The organism is Streptomyces sp. NPDC048514, from assembly GCF_043199955.1.
In the GTDB taxonomy this organism is placed as follows: domain Bacteria; phylum Actinomycetota; class Actinomycetes; order Streptomycetales; family Streptomycetaceae; genus Streptomyces.
This window is the reverse complement of the sequence record NZ_JBICWT010000007.1, coordinates 237,395-256,041: the sequence shown is the minus strand read 5'-3', so window position 1 is coordinate 256,041 and position 18,647 is coordinate 237,395. Positions and strand designations below refer to the sequence as shown.

Here is an 18,647-nt window from a genome sequence, read left to right as displayed (position 1 = left end):
CCATGCGCCCCGGTCTCGCCCTCGCCCTCGCCTCCGCCTCCTGTCTGGCCCTGGCCGGCTTCGCGCCCGGCCCCGAGCCGGCACCGCTGCCCGCACGGCTGGCGGACACGGGCGGCGGCACCCAGCTGATCACCGCCGAGGCACCCGCGACCGACTCGACGACGGGGACGGTCACCTGGTGGGACCTGCGGGACGGGCAGTGGGTGCGGACCGGGACCGCGCCGGCCCGGTTCGGGGCGAACGGGCTCGTGGAGGGCGGCTCCCGCAAGCAGGGCACCCAGACCACTCCGACCGGCCTGTACGACCTCCCCTTCGCCTTCGGCATCAAGGCGCCGCCGGCCGGCACGAGCGTCGAATACCGGCCGGTGCTGGCGAGTTCCTGGTGGTGCCAGGACAACGACTCGAACTCGTACAACCGTTGGACCGAGCCGCTGCCTGCCGACTGCCGCGCCGCCGAGTCGGAGCACCTGATCGACTACGGCACGCAGTACGCGCACGCCGTCGTCATCGCCTTCAACTACGAGCGGCCGGTCCAGGGCCGCGGCGCCGGCATCTTCCTGCACGTCAACGGGCAGGCGGCGACGGCCGGATGCGTGTCGGTGCCGCAGGAGGCGATGCAGCGGATCCTGCAGTGGGCGCGGCCGGCGAGCCACCCGCACATCGCGATCGGCACGGTGGACGGCCCCACGGCGCTCACCCGCTACTGAGCACGGTGGACGGCCCCGTGGCGCCCACCCGCCGCCGAGTGCCGTTGCGCGGCCGTGCGCGATGCCATCATGTTCCCCTGTGCGCGGGAGGGGAACCGGGAACATGGACGAGGCACGCAAGGCCCTGCTCATCGGCATCGGCCAGGCACCGGCGGTGGCCGACACGCTGGAGCCGATCGACGAGCCGGTCGAGGCGGACCTGCGGCTGATGAGTACGGCGCTGCAGGCCTCCGGCTACGAGGTGGAGACGCTGCCCGGCGCCGGGCTGAGCCTGATCAAGTCGAAGATCTACGAGGCCGCGGCGGCGACCCCGGCGGGCGGGACGCTCCTGCTCTACTTCTCCGGCCACGGCCTGCGCGTCGGCCGCACCGACTATCTCGTCCCGGCCGACGCCGTCCCGCCGGCCGACGGCAACTGGCGGGCACCGTACACGGATCTGCTGCTGCCGGCCAACATCAGTCCCCTGCTGGCGGACTGCCGGGCCGGGACCGTGCTGTGGCTCATCGACGCCTGCCGGACCGACACGGCCTGTGCCGGCGAGGCGTTCGGCAACAGCATCGACAACGGCCCGCCCACCGGCGGCTTCGCGGTCCTGACCGGCTGCTCGGCCGGCGAGCACAGCGGCTGCACGAGTGAGGGGAGCTTCTTCACCCGTGGACTCGCCGACGCCCTCGGTCCGTTGACGCCGGCCCGCACGGTCCAGGACGTGTTCGCCACCGCGCGGGCCAGGACCCGGGAGGCCGCCCGGCGCCACGGACTGCCCCAGACCCCCCTGATCCGCTACGGCACCCACGCCGAGACGGAGACCAGGGAGCGCGAGATCTGCGGCGGTCGTCCCCTCCTCGAAGCCTGGCTGGACGCGGCGCGGTCGACCCCGCTGTGGCAGCGGGTCACGGCCGGGGACGCGGCGAGCGTGCCCGGCTTCCAGGACGCCCTCGGCGTCTTCACCGAGGAGTGCGCACGCTCCGTCCATCTCGCCCAGCAGCGTCTGCCCTTCCCCGATCCGTGGGCCGACGACGGGTATCCCGTCCGGCTGCTGTGCGAGCGGCTGCCCCAGTTGCTGCCCGCCGACCAGCCGCTGGCGGCGATCGAGGTGGCTCTGCTCGTCGCGGCTCCGTTCCTGCACGAGGTGGCCTGGGCGCAGCGGATCGGCCAGGCGGCGGAGGTGTCGCCCGGGGACCTGGAGAGCCCCGGACACGGGAGCGCGCACCGCCGGCACTATGAGCAGATCGTCGGCCAGTACGGGCGCCTCGCCCGCCAGCTGGCCCACTGCCGGGACCGCGACCGCGTCGAGGACGCGAACGCGATCGTCATGTGGCTGGTGCACCGCTGGATCGCCGACCGCTTCCGGACCGACGACGAGGGCGTGCCGGCCCCGGCCGGCGAGCTGCTGGCCGCCCGGCTCGGGGTGCCGGACGAGAGGGTGCAGGAACTCTCGGACCTGCTGCACACGATGGCATCCGCCCTGGCCGCGGACGAGCCGTTCGACGAGTCGCACCACTGGGCGTCCCGCAAGGTGCTCCTGTCCGGCGGTTACCAGACGCTGCGGATCCGCCCCCTGGCCGCGCTGCTCCGGCTCGCCGGTCTGCTGGCCGTGGACGTGCGCACCCTGCCGGACATCGTGGCCGAGCACCTGGCCGTGACGGACCCCGTGCTGCCCCAGCAGACCGTCGCGATGGCGCGCGGCCTGAGCTGGCACCCGGACGGCAACGCCCTGCACCTGGACGCGCTCTGCCCGCACCAGGCCATGCACGCGGCCCTCGCGGACGTCGCGGAGGAGGCGGACCGGCTGGCCGCGGAGACCGAGCGCCTGGCCGGTGATCTGCGCGAGGCGGAGGCGGCGCTGCTGTCGGCCGTGCCCGGCCGCGTCACCGACCGCGACCTGCGGCCGCTCCGGCTGGGCAGCCAACCCGCCTACGAGGTACCCCTGCTGCGCTTCCACCTCGCCCAGACCGAGGTCCGGGACCTGCTGATGGGAGAGCAACTGTACGGCGGGCGGCCGGAACTGGCGCTTCGGGAGCTCTACCAGAACGCCATGGACGCCTGCCGCTACCGGGCCATGCGCCGCGAGTACCTGAACCGCATCGCGTCCCCGCCCGCCGACTGGTCGGGCAGGATCGTGTTCACCCAGGGGCGGGACGAGCGCGGCCGCTACGTCGAGTGCCGGGACAACGGCGTGGGCATGAGCGCGGAGCAGCTCAAACAGACCTTCACGCGCGCGGGCAGCCGCTTCGAGCGGTCCCGGTCCTTCCGCCAGGAGCAGTCCCGGTGGCTGCGTCACGACCCCGCTCTGCGGCTGTACCCCAACAGCCGTTTCGGCATCGGGGTGTTCAGCTACTTCATGCTCGCCGACGAGATGACGATCGTCACCCGGCAGGTGAGCCCCGAGGGCATCCCGGCCGAGCACGCCCTGCGGGTGGAGATCCCCAGCAGCGGAAGCCTCTTCCGCATCCGGCGCCACGACGGGTCGGACGACGGGCTCGCCGAGGGCGGCACGCGGGTGCGGCTGTATCTGGGCGAGCGCCGGGCGACCGACCGGCTTTCCTGCGTGTCGGTGCTGCGGGAACTCGTCAGGGTGAGCGAGTTCACCCTGGAGGCCACGGAGCAGGGGGGACCGTCGCACGCCTGGGACCCGGGGGTGCTGCAACCCGGGCCGGGCGAGACCCCGGACGGAGCGCTCGTGGCCGTACCGGACACGCTGTGGTGGGTGCTGGGGGAAGGCGCGACCCTGTGTGACGGCATCGTGACCGACCACAAGCCGTTCGGCTACGTGGTGAACCTGACCGGACCGCACGCCGGGAAGCTCAGCGTCAGCCGGAACGAACTGCAGGCCTTCGACGCGGAGTGGGTCGGGTCCCTGTGGCGGCAGGGGGCCAAGGCGCTGGTCGACTGGCCCCACCTGTCGGTCGACTGGCTGGCGCGTCTGGACGAGAAGAGCACGGACCTGGCCAGGGTGCTGGACGGGGAGTGGCGGGGGAAGGGGCTCCGCGTGCCGGGGTGGCACGGAGAGAGCGTGGAGCTGGACCGGGTGGGCTGGTTCCACCTCGACCGCGTCGTGGCCGACAGCGCCGGGAGACTGAGCCAGGGCGGGTTCGACGAGATCCTTCCGTGGCGGTCGGCCGCGCTGGGCCTGACGAGACGGAACGTCGAGCCGCCGACGAGCCTCGCCGGACATCCGGTACCGGCGCCCGGGGACGCCAGGATCGCGACGTCCCGTTCGCGTCACTGGCCGCGGATCGTCGCCGACGCGGCCACACACCGGCTGCCCCTGGCAGAGGTGCTGCGCCGGCAGCGCGGCCTGCGCATCGTGGATCCCGACTTCGCACCACTGCCCATCCGTGAAGGCGACCTGGAGTGGGTCCCCGACGCGGAGGACCTCGCCCTCGCGGAGTGTCTGCACGACGCCGGGAAGGGCCAGGGCATGGTCGTGAACGGCTCCGGTGCACCGCACTGGGGTGGTCTGGTGCTGGCCTCGGCACGGCTCTCCCTCCCCCTGGGCGAGCTGGTGCGCCGTCTGGCGCGGTTCACCGCCCTTCTTCCGGTGGCTCCGCCCGAGGTGCCGGCGCGTCACGAGCACCACGTGTGCGCCGACAGCGACCTCGACGAGCTCTTCTTCCGCTACCGCACCGCCCAGTCCGTCACCTGGCGGCTGCCGGACGGCCCCCTGGAGCTGAGCCAGCTGTGCGAGAGCGGGAACCTGACCGCCCAGGAGGTGGCGCAACGGCTCGGTGACTTCGCATGGCTGGGCTGGAGCGCGCCGGCCGCGGAGGAGATCGTCCGCTGGCAGGACCTCGACCAGGAGCTGCACGACGTCGTGAGCCTGTTCATGTCCGAGGCCGAGGACGGCTCGCGCGTACTGCAGTGGGGGGCCACCGTGGACTACGCCGACACACTCGAGACCGACCTCGCGGAGGCCGACGAGCGGCTCGCGGCGCTGGCCGAGAAGCTCGGACTGCGTTACCGGCGCAGGTACGCCGACGGCGCCCCGCCTTCCCACATCCCCTCGCCCGACGCGGCCGTGCTCGTGAGGCGGTTGAACGACTTCGACATCGGCCTCGAAGCGGGAGTGAGTCTGGAGGACCTGGCCGTCGTCCGGACGGACGATCTCGACCTGGAGACAGCCGTCGACGACCTGCGGGCCTCGGGTGTCCGGGTCCCGGACGACATCTCCCTCCTCTTCGCATGGGACGAACTCCCGCTGCGTGATCGCTACGTCCTGTCGGGCAAGGAACCCTTCAACGAGGAGGAGGACTACGCGGCTCCGGAGCTGACCGCGGCCGCCCTCTTCCACGCCGCGGAGCGGCTCAACGAGCCGCTGAAGGACGTCTGGTCGCTGGCGGCCGGGCACGCCGGACGCTTCGGGCTCACCGTCCCCCCGCTCCCCGAGGAGCTGGCCGACATCCGCCCCACCGCTTCGATGAAGGACGCGGTCGCCCACCAACCGGGCCGTGCCGCCCTCGACTTCGGCACCGCGGCATGGGTGCGCCTGACGCCTCTCGCCCTGGCCCAGTACGCCCGGAAGTCGGCGGTCGACGCGGCGACCGCCTACCTCCGGCTGCGTCCGCTGCGGGCGATCGGCGCCCTCGTTCCGGAGCTGCGCGACGACGACGTGGCGGCCCTGCCGGCCGGCGTGCCCGACGGCCGGGACGTCGTCGCGCTGGGCACCGGGCACCGCGTGTCGCGCCGGCAGGACCCCTACCATCCCCTGGACCTGGTGAGCATCGCCGGCCGGCTCGGCGAACCGCTCCCCCGCACGGTCGCCCGCATCGCCCCGTACCTGCCCCTGTGTCCCGTCCCCGGCGTGCTCCCCGAGGTGCCCGACGTCATCCCGCTCTGGCAGGATGCGGCGCTGCTCACCCAGGGCTGCAACGGCCTGCTGCCCGCCCTCGAAGGCACCGTGACCGCGGCGCAGGTCCGGCTGGCCGCGCAGGCCACCGGTGAGAGCGAGGCGTGGGTCAGGGCACGGCTGCGGCTGTACGCGACGATGTTCGGCCTGGCCGGCGACGCGTTGCAGGACAACGGCGCAGAGGACGAGCGGGGAGGCGGCGGCGATGAGTGAGCCCCGCGGCATACGGCACGACTTCGCCACGGCGTACAGCGAGGACTACGTGGGCGTGGCTCCGGAGGAGTTCGTGCGCAGCCCCACCGCCGACGGACAGGGCGTCCGGGTCGCGGGGACCTGCCCGCGCTGCCTGGGCGGCACCGCCACGGAGTACCGCTACGGGACGCCCGGCACCGGTACGAAGGGACTGCTGGACCGGCTGCGAGCCGTACGCCGGGCTCCGGCCCCGCAGGAGCAGGACTCGGCGCTGCTGCGGGAGGTGCACTTCTGCGAGTGCGGGTACGCGCACGGCGGCCTGCCGGCCGACGCCCCCTTCGTGGGCTGCGGAGCGAGCTGGCGGCTGTCCGGCCTGAGCGAGGACGGGGCGACCGGATGAGCGCCGGTTCCGACCGGCGCTGGGCACAGCTCGCGCGCGAACTGGAATTCGCCCAGCTCCCGGAGCTGAGGCGGCAGGCCGAGGGCTGGCGTACCGGGCTGACCGGGCTGACCGCGCTGCTGGCGATCCTGGTCACGCTCAAGGGACGCGACGACCTCACCCGGCTCCCGTCCGCCGCTCAGCAGGCCGTGGGCGTCCTGCTCGGCCTCGCGTTCCTGCTCCTGCTGCTGGGCTCCGTCCTCGCCGTACGCGCCGCTCACGGCGTTCCCGGCGCCCGGGTGCTGCTGGCCGGTCAGGCGCTGCGCGACTGGACCCGGCAGGAGGTCGACCGGGTCAGCGGGGCGCTGCGGTGCGCGGCCGTGTGCTGTGTGGCCGGAGTGACGCTGGCGGCGGCGGCCGTGATGGTGGCCTGGGTGACCACCGGTCCCTCCCCGGACCATCTGGTGCGGGTCGGGACGACGAGCGGCGAGCGCTGCGGGGAGTTCCTCGGGTCCGGGCCGGACGGAGTGGTGCTGCGCACGGACGGGGGCGGGCGTGCCGTGCTGCCCGCGCCCACCGTCACCTCCGTGACCCCCGTCCCGACGTGCGGCTCCGGGGACTAGCCGTACCCGGGAGGCCAGTGGGTTACCGCCGGTCACGCCAGTTCGCCCCCGCACCGTCCGCCACTGAACACTCGGCGGACCTGCGACGTATCTGTGGGCCAAGGGTCAAGTCCCGACGGAGGAACCGTGACCACCACGCTCGCAGGCGGACGTGCCGCCCGCCGCCAGACGATGCGCCGCATCCGCCCGCGCCGCTCCCCGGCCGTTCCGCTGCTGCTGGCGGTCTGGGCGGGGGCCGCGGGCGTGCTGTGGCTCTGGTGGCACAACACACCCTCGATCGCAGGCGACGACGGCAGGATCCTGAACGCGGGCCGGATCACCGGCCTGCTGGCCGGCTATCTGATGGCCCTGGTCGTACTCCAGATGGCGCGCGTACCCGCGCTGGAACGGCGCGTCGGCTCCGACCGGGTGGCCCGCTGGCACGCGATGAGCGGCCGGTACACGCTCTGCCTGATCGTCGCGCACGTCTTTCTCACCATGTGGGGGTACGCCCTCCAGGCGGGCAGGTCGCTCGGCGACATCGTCCGGCAGACCGTCGACTCCGTCGAGCAGCTGCCGGACATGGGCAAGGCCGCGATCGGCACGGGCCTGTTCGTGCTGATCGGGCTGACGTCGGTGGGCGGGATCCGCCGCCGCCTGCCCTACGACACCTGGTACCACGTCCACCTGCTCACCTACGCGGCGGTGTTCCTGACGTTCTGGCACCAGATCGCCGCCGGCAACGACTTCGCGGTCGAGCCCACCGCCAAGACCTTCTGGTACGCGCTGTACGGCGCGGTCACCGCGCTCCTGATCTGGTACCGGGTGCTGACCCCCGTCCGGCTGAACCTCCGGCACCGGATGCGGGTGGAGGCGGTCGTCGAGGAGACCCCGGGCATCGTGTCGGTGCTGATCAGCGGGCGCAGGCTGCACCGGATCGGCGCGGAGGCGGGCCAGTTCTTCCGCTGGCGCTTCCTGGCGCCCGGCATGCGCTTCAGCTCGCACCCGTACTCGCTGTCGGCGGCGCCCCGGCCCGGTCTGCTGCGGATCACCGTGAAGTCGATCGGCGACCACAGCGCCCGGCTGCGGGAGCTGACGCCCGGCACCAGGGTGTGGGCCGAGGGCCCGTACGGGGCGCTGACCGCGCAGCGCCGCAGCCGGGGCAAGGTGCTGCTGGTCGCGGGGGGTGTGGGGATCACGCCGATGCGGGCGCTGTTCGAGACGTTGCCCGGGGCGGCCGGAGACATCACGCTGCTCTACCGGGCCAACACCACCCAGGACCTGGCGCTGTGGGACGAACTGGCGGCCATCGCCAAGGAGCGGGGCGCCCGGCTGATGTACGCCGTCAACAGCCCGGAGGGCGAGCGGCCGGACATCTCCGCGGAGAACCTCCAGCGGAAGATACCGGACATCGACCACCACGACGTCTTCATGTGCGGCCCGCCGGGGTTCGCGCAGTCGGTGTACGAGGCACTGCGCGGCGCGGGAGTCCCCGCCCGCCGCATCCATCACGAGTCGTTCGAGATGTGAGCGGCAGCGACGAGAGAGCGGGAGCTACCCACCCATGAGGAAGAGCCACCCCATACGGCGGGTCGTGCTGGCCACCGCCGCGACCGTGTCCGGTGTCGTGCTGCTGCTGTCGCTCAAGCCGGCGTCCGACCCGGTCTCGGCGTCGGCGGCGGGCTCGGCCCGGCAGCAGCCGGCGACCGGGCAGGAGACCCCGCAGGGCGGCGCGCAGAAGCCCACCGGCTCCGGCACGGTGACCGGTGACGTGGCGCAGACGCAGTACGGGGCCGTGCAGGTGCGGCTGACGGTCAGCGACGGGAAGATCACCAAGGCGGAGGCGGTCCAGGCCCCCAAGGGCGGTACCAGCGACCAGAAGACCCGGCTCGCCGTCCCGAAGCTCAACCAGGAGGCCGTGGCCGCGCAGAGCGCGCAGATCGACGCGGTGTCCGGGGCCACCTACACCAGTACCGGCTACAAGCAGTCACTGCAGTCGGCGCTGGACCGGGCCGGTGGCTGAGACGGTGACCGGGCCGGCCGAGGCTCCCGCCGCGATACGTCATGCGGAGGAGGTGATGGGGACCGTCTTCTCCTTCGACGTGCGCGGCGGGGAACCGGGCGCGGTGCGGGCCGCGCTCACCACCGCCGTCGCCGGGCTGCACCGTACGGACGCGCTGTTCAGCACCTACCGCGAGGACAGCGAGGTCGCGCGGCTGGCCCGGGGCGAACTCACCGTGCCGCGGTGCGCTCCCGAGGTGGCCGAGGTGCTGGCGCTGGCGGCCGAGGCCGAGCGGCTGAGCGACGGCTGGTTCAGCGCCCGGTACCGGGGCTCGGTGGACCCCACGGGCATCGTCAAGGGCTGGGCGGCCGAGCGGGCGGCGCGGCTGCTGGCGGCGGTCGACGGGGTGCGCGGGGTCAGCGTCAACGGGGGCGGGGACGTCCAGATGCTCGGCGCGCCGGAGCCGCAGCGGCCGTGGCGGGTGGGCGTGGCCGATCCGCTCCGACCCGGGGGCCTCGCGGCGGTGGTCTCGTCGGCGGGCGTGGCGGAGCTGTCCGTGGCGACGTCCGGGACGGCGGAGCGCGGCGACCACATCCTGGATCCGCGCACGGGGCGGCCCCCGGTCACCGACCTCGTCTCGGTGACCGTGGTGGGGCCTCGGCTGACCTGGGTGGACTGCTGGGCGACGGCGGCCTTCGCGATGGGGTCACGAGCGGGCCTCGCCTGGCTGGAGTCGCTGCCGGAGGTGGAGGCCCTGCTGATCACGGCGGGCGACGAGGTGCGGTGCACGGGGGGCTTGGCGGCGAGGCTGGGCTGACGCCTGCCCCGCCCCGTGGCGGAGGGTTCAGTGGCCGTTCTGGGCCAGGCGGAGCAGGTGGTCCGCCAGGGACTGGCCCCCGGTCGGGTCCCGGCTGATCAGCAGGAGCGTGTCGTCGCCGGCGATGGTGCCGAGGATGTCGTGCAGCTCGGCCTGGTCGATGGCCGAGGCGAGGAACTGGGCCGCGCCCGGCGGCGTACGCAGGACCACCAGGTTCGCCGACGCCTCGGCGGAGATCAGCAGCTCCTGGGACAGCCGCCGCATCCGCTCCTCCTTCGCCGACCCGCCGAGCGGCGCGCGCGGGGTGCGGAAGCCGCCCTCGCTCGGTACCGCGTAGATCAGGTCGCCGTCGGTGTTGCGGATCTTCACCGCGTTCAGCTCGTCGAGGTCCCGGGAGAGCGTCGCCTGGGTAACGCTCAGCCCGTCGTCGGCGAGCAGCTTCGCCAGCTGGCTCTGCGAGCGCACCGGCTGCCGGTTGAGGATGTCCACGATCCGGCGGTGGCGCGCGGTGCGGGTCTGCGGCACGGCGGGCCCGGCGCCCGCCGCCTGCTCATGGTCCTGCGCCTGGCTCATCGTCGTCTCATTCCCCGGATCGTCCGTCCCCGTCGGCCGCGTCAAGGATGCCGGGCAGCGCCTGGAGCAGCGCACCCACCTCGTCGTCGTGGAGGTTCAGCGGCGGCATGAGCCGTACGACGTCGGGGGCGGGCGCGTTCACCAGGAACCCGGCCTCCTGGGCCGCCTGCTGCACCTGTGACGCGTGCGGCCCGGTGAGCACCATACCCAGGAGCAGGCCCGCGCCCCGGACGTGATCGATCAGCGGGTGGCCCAGCGCCTCGATCCCGTCGCGCAGCGCGGCGCTCTGCCGCTTGACGTTGTCCAGCAGACCTTCGCGGTCGATGGTGTCCAGTACGGCGAGTCCGGCGGCGCAGGCGACCGGGTTGCCGCCGAAGGTCGTGCCGTGCTGTCCGGGCCGCAGGAGTTCGGCGGCGCGGCCGAAGGCCATGGTGGCGCCGAGCGGCAGTCCGCCGCCGAGTTGCTTGGCGAGGGTGACGACGTCGGGCAGCACGCCCTCGTGCGCCTGGTACTCGAACCAGTTGCCGGTGCGGCCGATGCCGGTCTGCACCTCGTCGAGGACCAGCAGGGCGCCGGTCGCGGCGGTGATGGCGCGAGCCGCCTTGAGGTATCCGGCCGGCGGCACGATCACGCCGTTCTCGCCCTGGACCGGTTCGAGGACGACGAGTGCGGTCTCCTCGGTGACGGCCGCGGCCAGCGCCTGGGCGTCGCCGTAGGGGACGTGGGTGACGTCGCCGGGCAGCGGCTGGAAGGGGATCTGCTTGCCGGGCTGGCCGGTGAGCGCGAGGGCGCCCATGGTGCGGCCGTGGAAGCCGCCTTCGGTGGCGACCATGTGGGTGCGCCCGGTCAGCCGGCCGATCTTGAACGCGGCCTCGTTGGCCTCGGCGCCGGAGTTGCAGAAGAAGACCCTGCCCTCGCGGCCGGCCAGCCGCAGCAGCCGTTCGGCGAGGGCGACGGTGGGCTCGGCCATGAAGAAGTTGGAGATGTGCCCGAGGGAGGCGATCTGCCCGCCGACGGCCTCGACGATCGCCGGGTGGGCGTGGCCGAGGGCGTTGGTCGCGATGCCGCCGACGAGGTCGAGGTACTCCCGCCCCTCGGCGTCCCACACCTTCGTGCCCGCACCGCGCACGAGGGGCAGGCGCGGGGTGCCGTAGTTGTCCATGAGCGCGCTCTGCCACCGCGCGGTCAGCTCTGCGTTGGTCGCGGTACCCGTCATGACGGCTCCCCCTCGGCTTCGTCGGGCACGACCATGGTGCCGATGCCCTCGTCGGTGAAGATCTCCAGCAGGATCGAGTGCTGCACCCGGCCGTCGATGACGCGGGCGGTGGTCACCCCGCCGCGCACGGCGTGCAGGCAGCCCTCCATCTTCGGCACCATGCCGGAGGACAGCTCCGGCAGCAGTTTCTCCAGCTGGGATGCGGTGAGGCGGCTGATCACCTCGTCGGAGTGCGGCCAGTCCTCGTAGAGGCCCTCGACGTCGGTGAGGACCATGAGGGTTTCGGCGCCCAGTGCCGCAGCGAGTGCCGCAGCCGCCGTATCAGCATTGACGTTGTAGACATGTCCGTCGTCCTCGGAACGGGCGATCGACGACACGACCGGGATGCGGCCGTCGGCCAGCAGGGCCTCGATCGCTCCCGTGTCGATCGCGGTGATCTCGCCGACCCGCCCGATGTCGACACGTTCGCCGTCGATCTCGGGCCGGTGCCTGGTGGCGGTGATGGTGTGGGCGTCCTCGCCGGTCAGGCCGACGGCGAGCGGGCCGTGCCGGTTGAGCAGGCCGACCAGCTCGCGTTGCACCTGCCCGGCGAGGACCATCCGTACGACGTCCATGGCGTCCTCGGTGGTGACGCGCAGGCCCGCCCTGAACTCGCTGACGATGCCGTGCCGGTCCAGGGCGGCGCTGATCTGGGGGCCTCCGCCGTGCACGACGACCGGCTTGAGGCCGGCCTGCCGCAGGAAGACGACGTCCTGGGCGAAGGCGCTCTTCAGTTCCTCGTTCACCATGGCGTTGCCGCCGAACTTGATGACGACGATCTTGCCGTTGTGCCGGGTCAGCCAGGGCAGCGCCTCGATGAGGATCTGCGCCTTGGGCAGGGCCGTGTGTTTCCGTGTGGTGCCGCTGGTGCTGGAGTCGCTCATGAGGAGTAGGCGCTGTTCTCGTGGACGTAGTCGGCGGTCAGATCGTTGGTCCAGATGGTCGCGGTCTCGGAGCCCGCGGCGAGGTCGGCGACGATGTGGACCTCGCGATAGCGCATGTCGACCAGCTCGCGGTCCTCGCCGACGGAACCGTTCTTGCACACCCACACACCGTTGATGGCGACGTTGAGCCGGTCCGGCTCGAAGGCGGCCCGAGTGGTGCCGATCGCGGACAGCACGCGGCCCCAGTTGGGGTCCTCGCCGTGGATCGCGCACTTCAGGAGGTTGTTGCGGGCGATGGAGCGGCCCACCTCGACGGCGTCGTCCTCGTCGGCCGCGTTGATCACCTCGATCTTGATGTCCTTGCCGGCTCCCTCGGCGTCACCGATGAGCTGCCGGCCGAGGTCGTCGCAGACCTTCCGCACGGCCTCGGCGAACGCGTCGTACTCCGGGGTGACGCCGGAGGCGCCGGAGGCCAGCAGCAGCACGGTGTCGTTGGTGGACATGCAGCCGTCGGAGTCGAGGCGGTCGAAGGTGACCCTGGTGGCGGCGCGCAGGGCCTTGTCCAGCACCTCGTCACCGAGGTCGGCGTCGGTGGTGAGGACGACCAGCATGGTGGCGAGGCCGGGTGCGAGCATGCCCGCGCCCTTGGCCATGCCGCCGACCGTCCAGCCGTCCCCGGTCGCCACGGCGGTCTTGTGGACGGTGTCGGTGGTCTTGATGGCGATGGCGGCCTTCTCGCCGCCGTGCTCGGAGAGCTGGGCCGCGGCCGTCTCCACCCCCTGGAGCAGCTTGTCCATCGGGAGCAGGACGCCGATGAGACCGGTGGAGCAGACGGCGACCTCGATGGCGCCCCGGCCGAGCACCTCGGCCGTGCGTTCGGCGGTCGTGTGGGTGTCCTGGAAGCCCTGGGGGCCGGTACAGGCGTTGGCGCCGCCGGAGTTCAGGACGACGGCCGAGACCTGGCCGCCCTTCAGGACCTGCTCGGACCAGAGCACCGGCGCGGCCTTCACACGGTTGGAGGTGAAGACGCCCGCGGCGGCACGGCGGGGCCCGTCGTTGACCACGAGGGCCAGGTCGGGGTTGCCGTTGTCCTTGATCCCGGCGGCGATGCCCGCCGCCGTGAATCCCTTGGCTGCCGTGACGCTCACGGTGCGACTCCGATCGTGGAGAGCCCGGTGGTCTCGTCGAGACCCAGGGCGATGTTCATGCTCTGGACGGCACCGCCGGCGGTGCCCTTGGTCAGGTTGTCGATGGCGCCGATCGCGATGATGCGGCCCGCGGCTGCGTCGTACGCGACCTGCACCTGAACGGCGTTGGAACCGTGGACGGACGCGGTGGCGGGCCACTGCCCCTCGGGGAGCAGATGGACGAAGGGCTCGTCGGCGTAGGCCTTGCCGTAGGCGGCGCGCAGGGACTCGCCCGTCACCGGGCCGGCGGCCTTGGCGCTGCACGTGGCGAGGATGCCGCGGGGCATCGGCGCCAGGGTGGGCGTGAAGGAGACGGAGATCCGCTCCCCCGCCACCGCGCTCAGGTTCTGGATCATCTCGGGCGTGTGCCGGTGGCCGCCGCCGACGCCGTACGGCGACATCGAGCCCATCACCTCGCTGCCGAGCAGGTGGGGCTTGGGCGCCTTGCCCGCGCCGGAGGTGCCGGACGCGGCGACGATCACCGCCTCGGGCTCGGCGAGCCGCGCCGCATAGGCCGGGAACAGGGCGAGGGAGACGGCGGTCGGGTAGCAACCGGGCACCGCGATGCGCTTGGCGCCCGTGAGCCGGGCGCGGGCACCCGGAAGCTCGGGGAGGCCGTAGGGCCAGGTGCCGGCGTGCGGGGAGCCGTAGAAGGTCTGCCAGTCGGCCGGGTCCTCGAGCCGGAAGTCGGCGCCCATGTCGATCACGAGGACGTCCGGGCCCAGCTGCTCGGCGACGGCGGCGGACTGCCCGTGCGGCAGCGCCAGGAAGACCACGTCGTGTCCGGCGAGGGCCTGAGCCGTGGTGGCGGTCAGGACGCGGTCGGCCAGCGGCAGCAGATGGGGCTGGAGCGCGCCCAGCCGCTGCCCGGCGTTGGAGTTGCCGGTCAGGGCACCGATCTCGATCTCGGGATGCGCGAGGAGCAGGCGCAGGAGTTCTCCGCCCGCGTATCCGCTCGCTCCGGCCACCGCCGCACGTACCGCCATGTCCACCCTCCTCTGGATGGCATGACTATACGTTTCGCTGCACTTTTATGCAATGAGCCCTGTGCCGGACGCCCGGATGCCGCTTCGGTGCGGGTCCGCGGGATCACCGCCCAGGGGGTCGCGAAGTGCCGCGCCCTGGGCGGCCGACCGGTCGCTCACCGGTGCATGGCGGCCTCCGGTACGGCGTCCGCCGTCGGCAGCATGACCCAGCGGGACACCACGAAGGTCACCGGGATCGCCGCCGCGGAGGCGATCAGCGGGGCGAAACGGCTGCCGGCGTGGAGGACGTCGACGATCACGTACACACCCACCGTGGTGATCAGGAAATTGGTGACGTTGGTCAGCGGGAACAGCAGGAATTTCCGCCAGGTCGGCCGCGTGCGGTAGGTGAAGCGCGCGTTCAGGAAAAAGGATCCGATCATGCTGAGCAGGAATGCCGTCGTATGCGCGGCGAGATAGGGAAGCCGGGTCAGGAACAACAGGTAGAGAACGTAATAGGTCCCCGTGTTGACGGCGCCGACCGCGGCGAAGGTGAGGATCTGCCTCGGCATCCGCCTCGGCGTCTCTCGCGGCATCTGTCCCGGCGTCTCTCGCCGCGTCTGTCTCGACATCAGGGGATGAGGTCCTTCGTCCGTTCCACGTTGGTCGCCTTCACCAGGAAGTGCGGGCGCCCCTTCACCTCGTAGTAGATGCGGCCGGTGTACTCCCCGATGACTCCCAGCATGACCATCTGGACGCCCGCGAGGGCGGTGACCGCGGTGATGATGGTCACATAGCCGGGGGTCTGGACCCCGTGGGCCAGTGCCGCGCCCACGATCCAGGCCGTGTACAGCCCGGCGCACAGCAGCAGGCTGACGCCGAGCCAGAGAGCGGCGCGCAGCGGGCGGTTGTTGAACGAGAGCAGGCCGTCGAGGCCGTAGTTGAGCAGGCTGCGGAAGGACCAGGAGCTGCGGCCGGCCTCACGCGTGACGTTCTCGTACTCGAAGGTGGTGCTCGGGAAGCCCACCCAGGCGAACAGGCCCTTGGAGAAGCGGTTGTACTCCGTGAGGTTCAGGACGGCGTCCACCACACGGCGGGACAGCAGGCGGAAGTCGCCCACGCCGTCCACGAGTTCGACGTCGACGAGGCGGTTGATGACCCGGTAGTACAGGCGGGCGGTGAGGGTCCGGGCGAAGCGGTCGCCGGTGCGGCTGCGCCGGGCGATGACCTGGTCGTGGCCCTGCTCCCGCAGCGCCACCATGCGCTTGATCAGGGCCGGCGGGTGCTGCAGGTCGGCGTCCATCACGATCACCGAGTCGCCCGAGGCGTGCCGGAGGCCCGCGAGCAGGGCGGCCTCCTTGCCGAAGTTGCGGCTGAAGGAGACGTAGCGCACCCGCGGGTCGAGGTCGGCGAGGTGCTTCAGGGCGGCGAGGGTGCGGTCGCGGCTGCCGTCGTCGACGTACACGAACTCCATGTCGTGGCCGAGCGGCAGCAGTTCGTCGGCGACCTTCTGGATCTCCTTGTGGAAGCGGTCTATGACGTCTTCCTCGTTGTAGCAGGGCGCGACGATCGATATCAGCATGATGGGTCCCCCCAGGGCGCGGTCAGGAAGCGGTGGTCACACGGCGCTCGCGCGGTGACGTGGTGGTGGGCGGCGCCGGGGCGCGGCGTCTGCGGCGGACGGCGGTCAGGGTGGTGAGCAGCACCAGGGCGGCGAGCGAGGCGGCCCCCGCGTATCCGCCGAGCCGCAGGCCGGGTGGATGGAAGGTGCAGGTCAGGCTGGTCGAGCCGGCGTCGAGGGGGACGGCGAGCAGGCCGTGGTAGTCCTCGGCGGGCCGGGCGGGGCCGTCCCCGGCGGCGCACCGCCAGCCGGCGATGCGGGGCGCGGCGACGACCGCGATCCCCTTGCTGCCGGCGGGCAGCTCGGCCCGAACGGTGCCGTCGGAGACGCTCACCCGGGTGGCGCCGGTGGCCTTCAGGCGGGCGGCGGCGGCGTGCAGCCGCCCGGTGTCCAGGCAGCCGAGGGCGCCGGCCGGGATCCGGCCGGGCCGCTCCGGGGACAGCTCGACGGTCAGCAGCCCGGAGGCCGGTGTGATGCCGAGCGGTTCCATGGCGGCGCGGTTGCGCGGGAACTCGAAGCGGAACCGGGCGGCGGGGGCCCTGGTGCCGGCGAGCCGTGCGGTGCCGGAGTAGTCCGGGGCCCACAGGTTCACCTGGGTCCCGGCCGGACAGCGGGCCGTGATCGTCGGCCTGGCCTTCGCGTTCCCGGTGCCGACCCGGCCCGCCGGGACCGGCTGCCCGGCGTCGTCGCGCACGACCCGGCCGGGCACGGTGTAGACGCGGCTGCCGAGCAGCAGTTCCTGGTTGCGGTACGGCGACGGGCCGAAGGACGCGGTGCCGGGCGAGGCCCGGACCGTCACCAGGGGCGGCACGTCCTGCCGGGACACGGACACCGGCCCACCGTTTGGCGGCAGGTACTTCTGGTGCGGGTCCGGCGGGTTGTGCACCCGGGCGCCGACGGAGAAGAGGACGTCGGTGACGGCGTTGTCCAGGCTCTGCACGCTGCGGCCGCGCGAGGTCCAGCCGCCGCCGAGGGCGGTGAGGGTGCGGCTGAGGACGTCCGAGGTCAGGCTGCTGTAGTACTGGGCGCCCTGGCCGCCGACCAGCATCGGGTCGTTGGCGACGGTCTGCTCACGGCCGGGGTCGGTGCGGTACGCGGGCCAGCCGTCGGCCTCGGCGACCGCCGCCGTCTGCCGGTCCTGGCGCTGCCCCCAGGGCTCGTAGTCGTCCAGGTGCCCCAGCCGGAGCCGGGTGGCCACGGCGGAGGTCGCCGCCGTCTCCCCGAACTGGGCGCCCAGCAGGAGGGCGACGGCCAGTCCGGCGAGCGCACCGCGCCGGCCGGTGCGGCCCAGCAGCAGGAGCCCGCCCAGCGTTCCCGCGAGGGCGAGCAGGAACACGGTCCAGGTGTACGGCCCGATCAGCTCGCTGCGGGCGGCGACGGCGGCGATCAGGGCGAGCAGCGCGGTCGCGGCACCGAGGGCGCGCCGGTCGGGCGGGCCGTACGCGAGGGCGTGCCAGGCCGCGATGACCAGCAGTCCGCACAGCACGAAGGCCTGCCGGTAGGGGCTGCCCTGCGGGGTGGCGAAGGCGTGCCAGACGAGGTGGGTGGGCGCCCACTGCAGCGACAGGGCGACCGCGAGCACCAGTGCCGTCCAGCCCGCGCGCACGCGGACGGGGACGGCCCGGTGGAAGGGCAGCGCGAGAGCGAGCAGCAGGGCGGTGACGCCGACGTAGAGCGCCGGGGAGCCGAAGCCGTACGTCGCCGGCAGCAGCCGTGCCGCCACGTCCTCGCCCGGCACGGGCGCGAACCGCCGTACGCGGCCCGGGTAGGCGTGCTTGGTGCCGAAGTAGACGACCGTCACGAGCGGGGCGGCCAGGCCCACGCCCAGGGCGACGGTGAGGACGGCGCGGCCGGCCGCGACGAGTGCCTGCCGGCGCGGCGGGCGGGCCAGCACCAGGCGCAGCAGCAGCACCAGCCCGGCGCCCAGGGTGGCCATGTAGGCGGTGTAGAAGTTGGCGGTCCAGGCGAGGGCGACGATCAGGACGCCGAGCACCCGGCGGCGGTCGGCGAGCGCCCACTCGCCGACCAGGCACAGCAGCGGCAGGGCGATCAGTCCGTCGAGCCACATCGGGTTGTAGGAGGCGTCGGCGACACTCCAGCCGCACAGTGCGTACGACGCGCCGAGCAGGCCCGCCGCCCACCAGCGGCCGGGGCGCAGGCCGAGCAGCAGCCAGGCCATCGCGGCGGCGGCCGACGCGGTCTTCAGGGCGGTGACGGCGTACACCGCGAGGTCGATCCGGTCCCTGGGGAACAGGGCGACGAGCAGGGCGAACGGGCTGCCGAGATAGGTGCCGAGGTCGGGCAGGAAGCTGGAGCCGTAGCCGGACTGCCAGTTGACCAGGAGGCCCCCGTCGGCCCTGCCGTGCAGCAGGTCCCACAGGTGCGCGTGGAAGGGCACGTACTGGTTGCCCAGGTCGTTGACGCTGCGGGTGCGGGGGCCGAAGGGATAGCTGCGCGCGAGGACGTCGGCGGCGCAGAACGCCGCGATCGTGACGGCCGCGGCGAGCAGCGCGGCGGCCCGCGTGCGGGACCCACCGGACGAGGTCGAGCGTTCCATTGATCGGCAGGCCCCCAGCGAATTCACTTCATGGATTTCGCCGTCTTAGACGGGGGCACA

At 73.0% G+C, this 18,647-nt stretch carries 14 protein-coding genes and 1 pseudogene; 7 read left to right on the top strand and 8 right to left on the bottom strand.

Annotation, left to right across the window (positions count from 1 at the left end):
• Positions 1-2: 2 nt before the first annotated feature.
• The 7 genes and pseudogenes from ACGFT2_RS17660 to ACGFT2_RS17630 all read left to right on the top strand — a co-directional run bounded on the left by ACGFT2_RS17660 (position 3) and on the right by ACGFT2_RS17630 (position 9,545).
• Positions 3-707, top strand: a complete 705-nt coding sequence (locus ACGFT2_RS17660; protein ID WP_393278852.1) for a L,D-transpeptidase — start codon at positions 3-5, stop codon at positions 705-707.
• A 103-nt stretch (positions 708-810) separates the two neighbouring features.
• On the top strand, positions 811-5,766 hold the full coding sequence (locus ACGFT2_RS17655; RefSeq protein WP_393278850.1) for a caspase family protein: 4,956 nt from the start codon (positions 811-813) through the stop codon (positions 5,764-5,766).
• Positions 5,759-6,145: a hypothetical protein gene (locus ACGFT2_RS17650; RefSeq protein ID WP_393278848.1), complete on the top strand. Its 387-nt coding sequence runs from the start codon at positions 5,759-5,761 to the stop codon at positions 6,143-6,145. The genes ACGFT2_RS17655 and ACGFT2_RS17650 overlap by 8 nt, the downstream gene beginning before the upstream one ends.
• Positions 6,142-6,747 (top strand): hypothetical protein, encoded by a 606-nt coding sequence (locus tag ACGFT2_RS17645; RefSeq protein WP_393278846.1) that lies wholly within the window; start codon positions 6,142-6,144, stop codon positions 6,745-6,747. The genes ACGFT2_RS17650 and ACGFT2_RS17645 overlap by 4 nt, the downstream gene beginning before the upstream one ends.
• A gap of 126 nt (positions 6,748-6,873) precedes the next feature.
• Positions 6,874-8,256, top strand: coding sequence for a ferric reductase-like transmembrane domain-containing protein (locus tag ACGFT2_RS17640; protein WP_393278845.1), 1,383 nt, complete (start codon positions 6,874-6,876; stop codon positions 8,254-8,256).
• A gap of 34 nt (positions 8,257-8,290) precedes the next feature.
• Positions 8,291-8,740: pseudogene (locus ACGFT2_RS17635) on the top strand (FMN-binding protein); the annotation flags it as partial.
• A gap of 1 nt (position 8,741) precedes the next feature.
• On the top strand, positions 8,742-9,545 hold the full coding sequence (locus ACGFT2_RS17630) for an FAD:protein FMN transferase (RefSeq protein WP_393278843.1): 804 nt from the start codon (positions 8,742-8,744) through the stop codon (positions 9,543-9,545).
• 27 nt (positions 9,546-9,572) lie between these two features.
• Here ACGFT2_RS17630 and ACGFT2_RS17625 read toward each other — a convergent pair whose 3' ends face one another.
• The 8 genes from ACGFT2_RS17625 to ACGFT2_RS17590 form a co-directional block, all read right to left on the bottom strand.
• Positions 9,573-10,118: an arginine repressor gene (locus tag ACGFT2_RS17625; RefSeq protein ID WP_393278841.1), complete on the bottom strand. Its 546-nt coding sequence runs from the start codon at positions 10,116-10,118 to the stop codon at positions 9,573-9,575.
• Positions 10,119-10,125: 7 nt separating this feature from the next.
• Positions 10,126-11,334 carry an acetylornithine transaminase gene (locus tag ACGFT2_RS17620; protein ID WP_393278839.1) on the bottom strand — a complete coding sequence of 403 codons (1,209 nt, stop codon included), beginning with the start codon at positions 11,332-11,334 and terminating at the stop codon, positions 10,126-10,128.
• Positions 11,331-12,257, bottom strand: a complete 927-nt coding sequence (argB, locus tag ACGFT2_RS17615; protein WP_393278837.1) for an acetylglutamate kinase — start codon at positions 12,255-12,257, stop codon at positions 11,331-11,333. The genes ACGFT2_RS17620 and argB overlap by 4 nt, the downstream gene beginning before the upstream one ends.
• Complete coding sequence (gene argJ / locus ACGFT2_RS17610; RefSeq protein ID WP_393278835.1) at positions 12,254-13,405, bottom strand: bifunctional glutamate N-acetyltransferase/amino-acid acetyltransferase ArgJ; 1,152 nt, start codon at positions 13,403-13,405, stop codon at positions 12,254-12,256. Before argJ ends, argB begins: the two co-directional genes overlap by 4 nt.
• Positions 13,402-14,430 (bottom strand): N-acetyl-gamma-glutamyl-phosphate reductase, encoded by a 1,029-nt coding sequence (gene argC / locus ACGFT2_RS17605; protein ID WP_393278833.1) that lies wholly within the window; start codon positions 14,428-14,430, stop codon positions 13,402-13,404. Before argC ends, argJ begins: the two co-directional genes overlap by 4 nt.
• Before the next feature lie 155 nt (positions 14,431-14,585).
• Positions 14,586-14,981 carry a GtrA family protein gene (locus ACGFT2_RS17600; protein ID WP_393278831.1) on the bottom strand — a complete coding sequence of 132 codons (396 nt, stop codon included), beginning with the start codon at positions 14,979-14,981 and terminating at the stop codon, positions 14,586-14,588.
• Between the two features lie 59 nt (positions 14,982-15,040).
• Positions 15,041-15,991 carry a glycosyltransferase family 2 protein gene (locus ACGFT2_RS17595; protein ID WP_393278829.1) on the bottom strand — a complete coding sequence of 317 codons (951 nt, stop codon included), beginning with the start codon at positions 15,989-15,991 and terminating at the stop codon, positions 15,041-15,043.
• Positions 15,992-16,013: 22 nt separating this feature from the next.
• A complete protein-coding gene (locus ACGFT2_RS17590; protein ID WP_393278827.1) occupies positions 16,014-18,587 on the bottom strand; it encodes a YfhO family protein in 2,574 nt (857 codons plus the stop codon).
• Positions 18,588-18,647 lie beyond the last annotated feature (60 nt).

Bases quoted from the DNA above. Each gene is read 5' to 3' on its own strand.
- ACGFT2_RS17660 (WP_393278852.1), top strand. From the start codon at position 3: ATGCGCCCCGGTCTCGCCCTCGCCCTCGCCTCCGCCTCCTGTCTGGCC.
- ACGFT2_RS17655 (WP_393278850.1), top strand. From the start codon at position 811: ATGGACGAGGCACGCAAGGCCCTGCTCATCGGCATCGGCCAGGCACCG.
- ACGFT2_RS17650 (WP_393278848.1), top strand. From the start codon at position 5,759: ATGAGTGAGCCCCGCGGCATACGGCACGACTTCGCCACGGCGTACAGC.
- ACGFT2_RS17645 (WP_393278846.1), top strand. From the start codon at position 6,142: ATGAGCGCCGGTTCCGACCGGCGCTGGGCACAGCTCGCGCGCGAACTG.
- ACGFT2_RS17625 (WP_393278841.1), bottom strand. From the start codon at position 10,118: ATGAGCCAGGCGCAGGACCATGAGCAGGCGGCGGGCGCCGGGCCCGCC.
- ACGFT2_RS17620 (WP_393278839.1), bottom strand. From the start codon at position 11,334: ATGACGGGTACCGCGACCAACGCAGAGCTGACCGCGCGGTGGCAGAGC.
- argB (WP_393278837.1), bottom strand. From the start codon at position 12,257: ATGAGCGACTCCAGCACCAGCGGCACCACACGGAAACACACGGCCCTG.
- argC (WP_393278833.1), bottom strand. From the start codon at position 14,430: ATGGCGGTACGTGCGGCGGTGGCCGGAGCGAGCGGATACGCGGGCGGA.
- ACGFT2_RS17600 (WP_393278831.1), bottom strand. From the start codon at position 14,981: ATGCCGAGGCAGATCCTCACCTTCGCCGCGGTCGGCGCCGTCAACACG.
- ACGFT2_RS17595 (WP_393278829.1), bottom strand. From the start codon at position 15,991: ATGCTGATATCGATCGTCGCGCCCTGCTACAACGAGGAAGACGTCATA.
- ACGFT2_RS17590 (WP_393278827.1), bottom strand. From the start codon at position 18,587: ATGGAACGCTCGACCTCGTCCGGTGGGTCCCGCACGCGGGCCGCCGCG.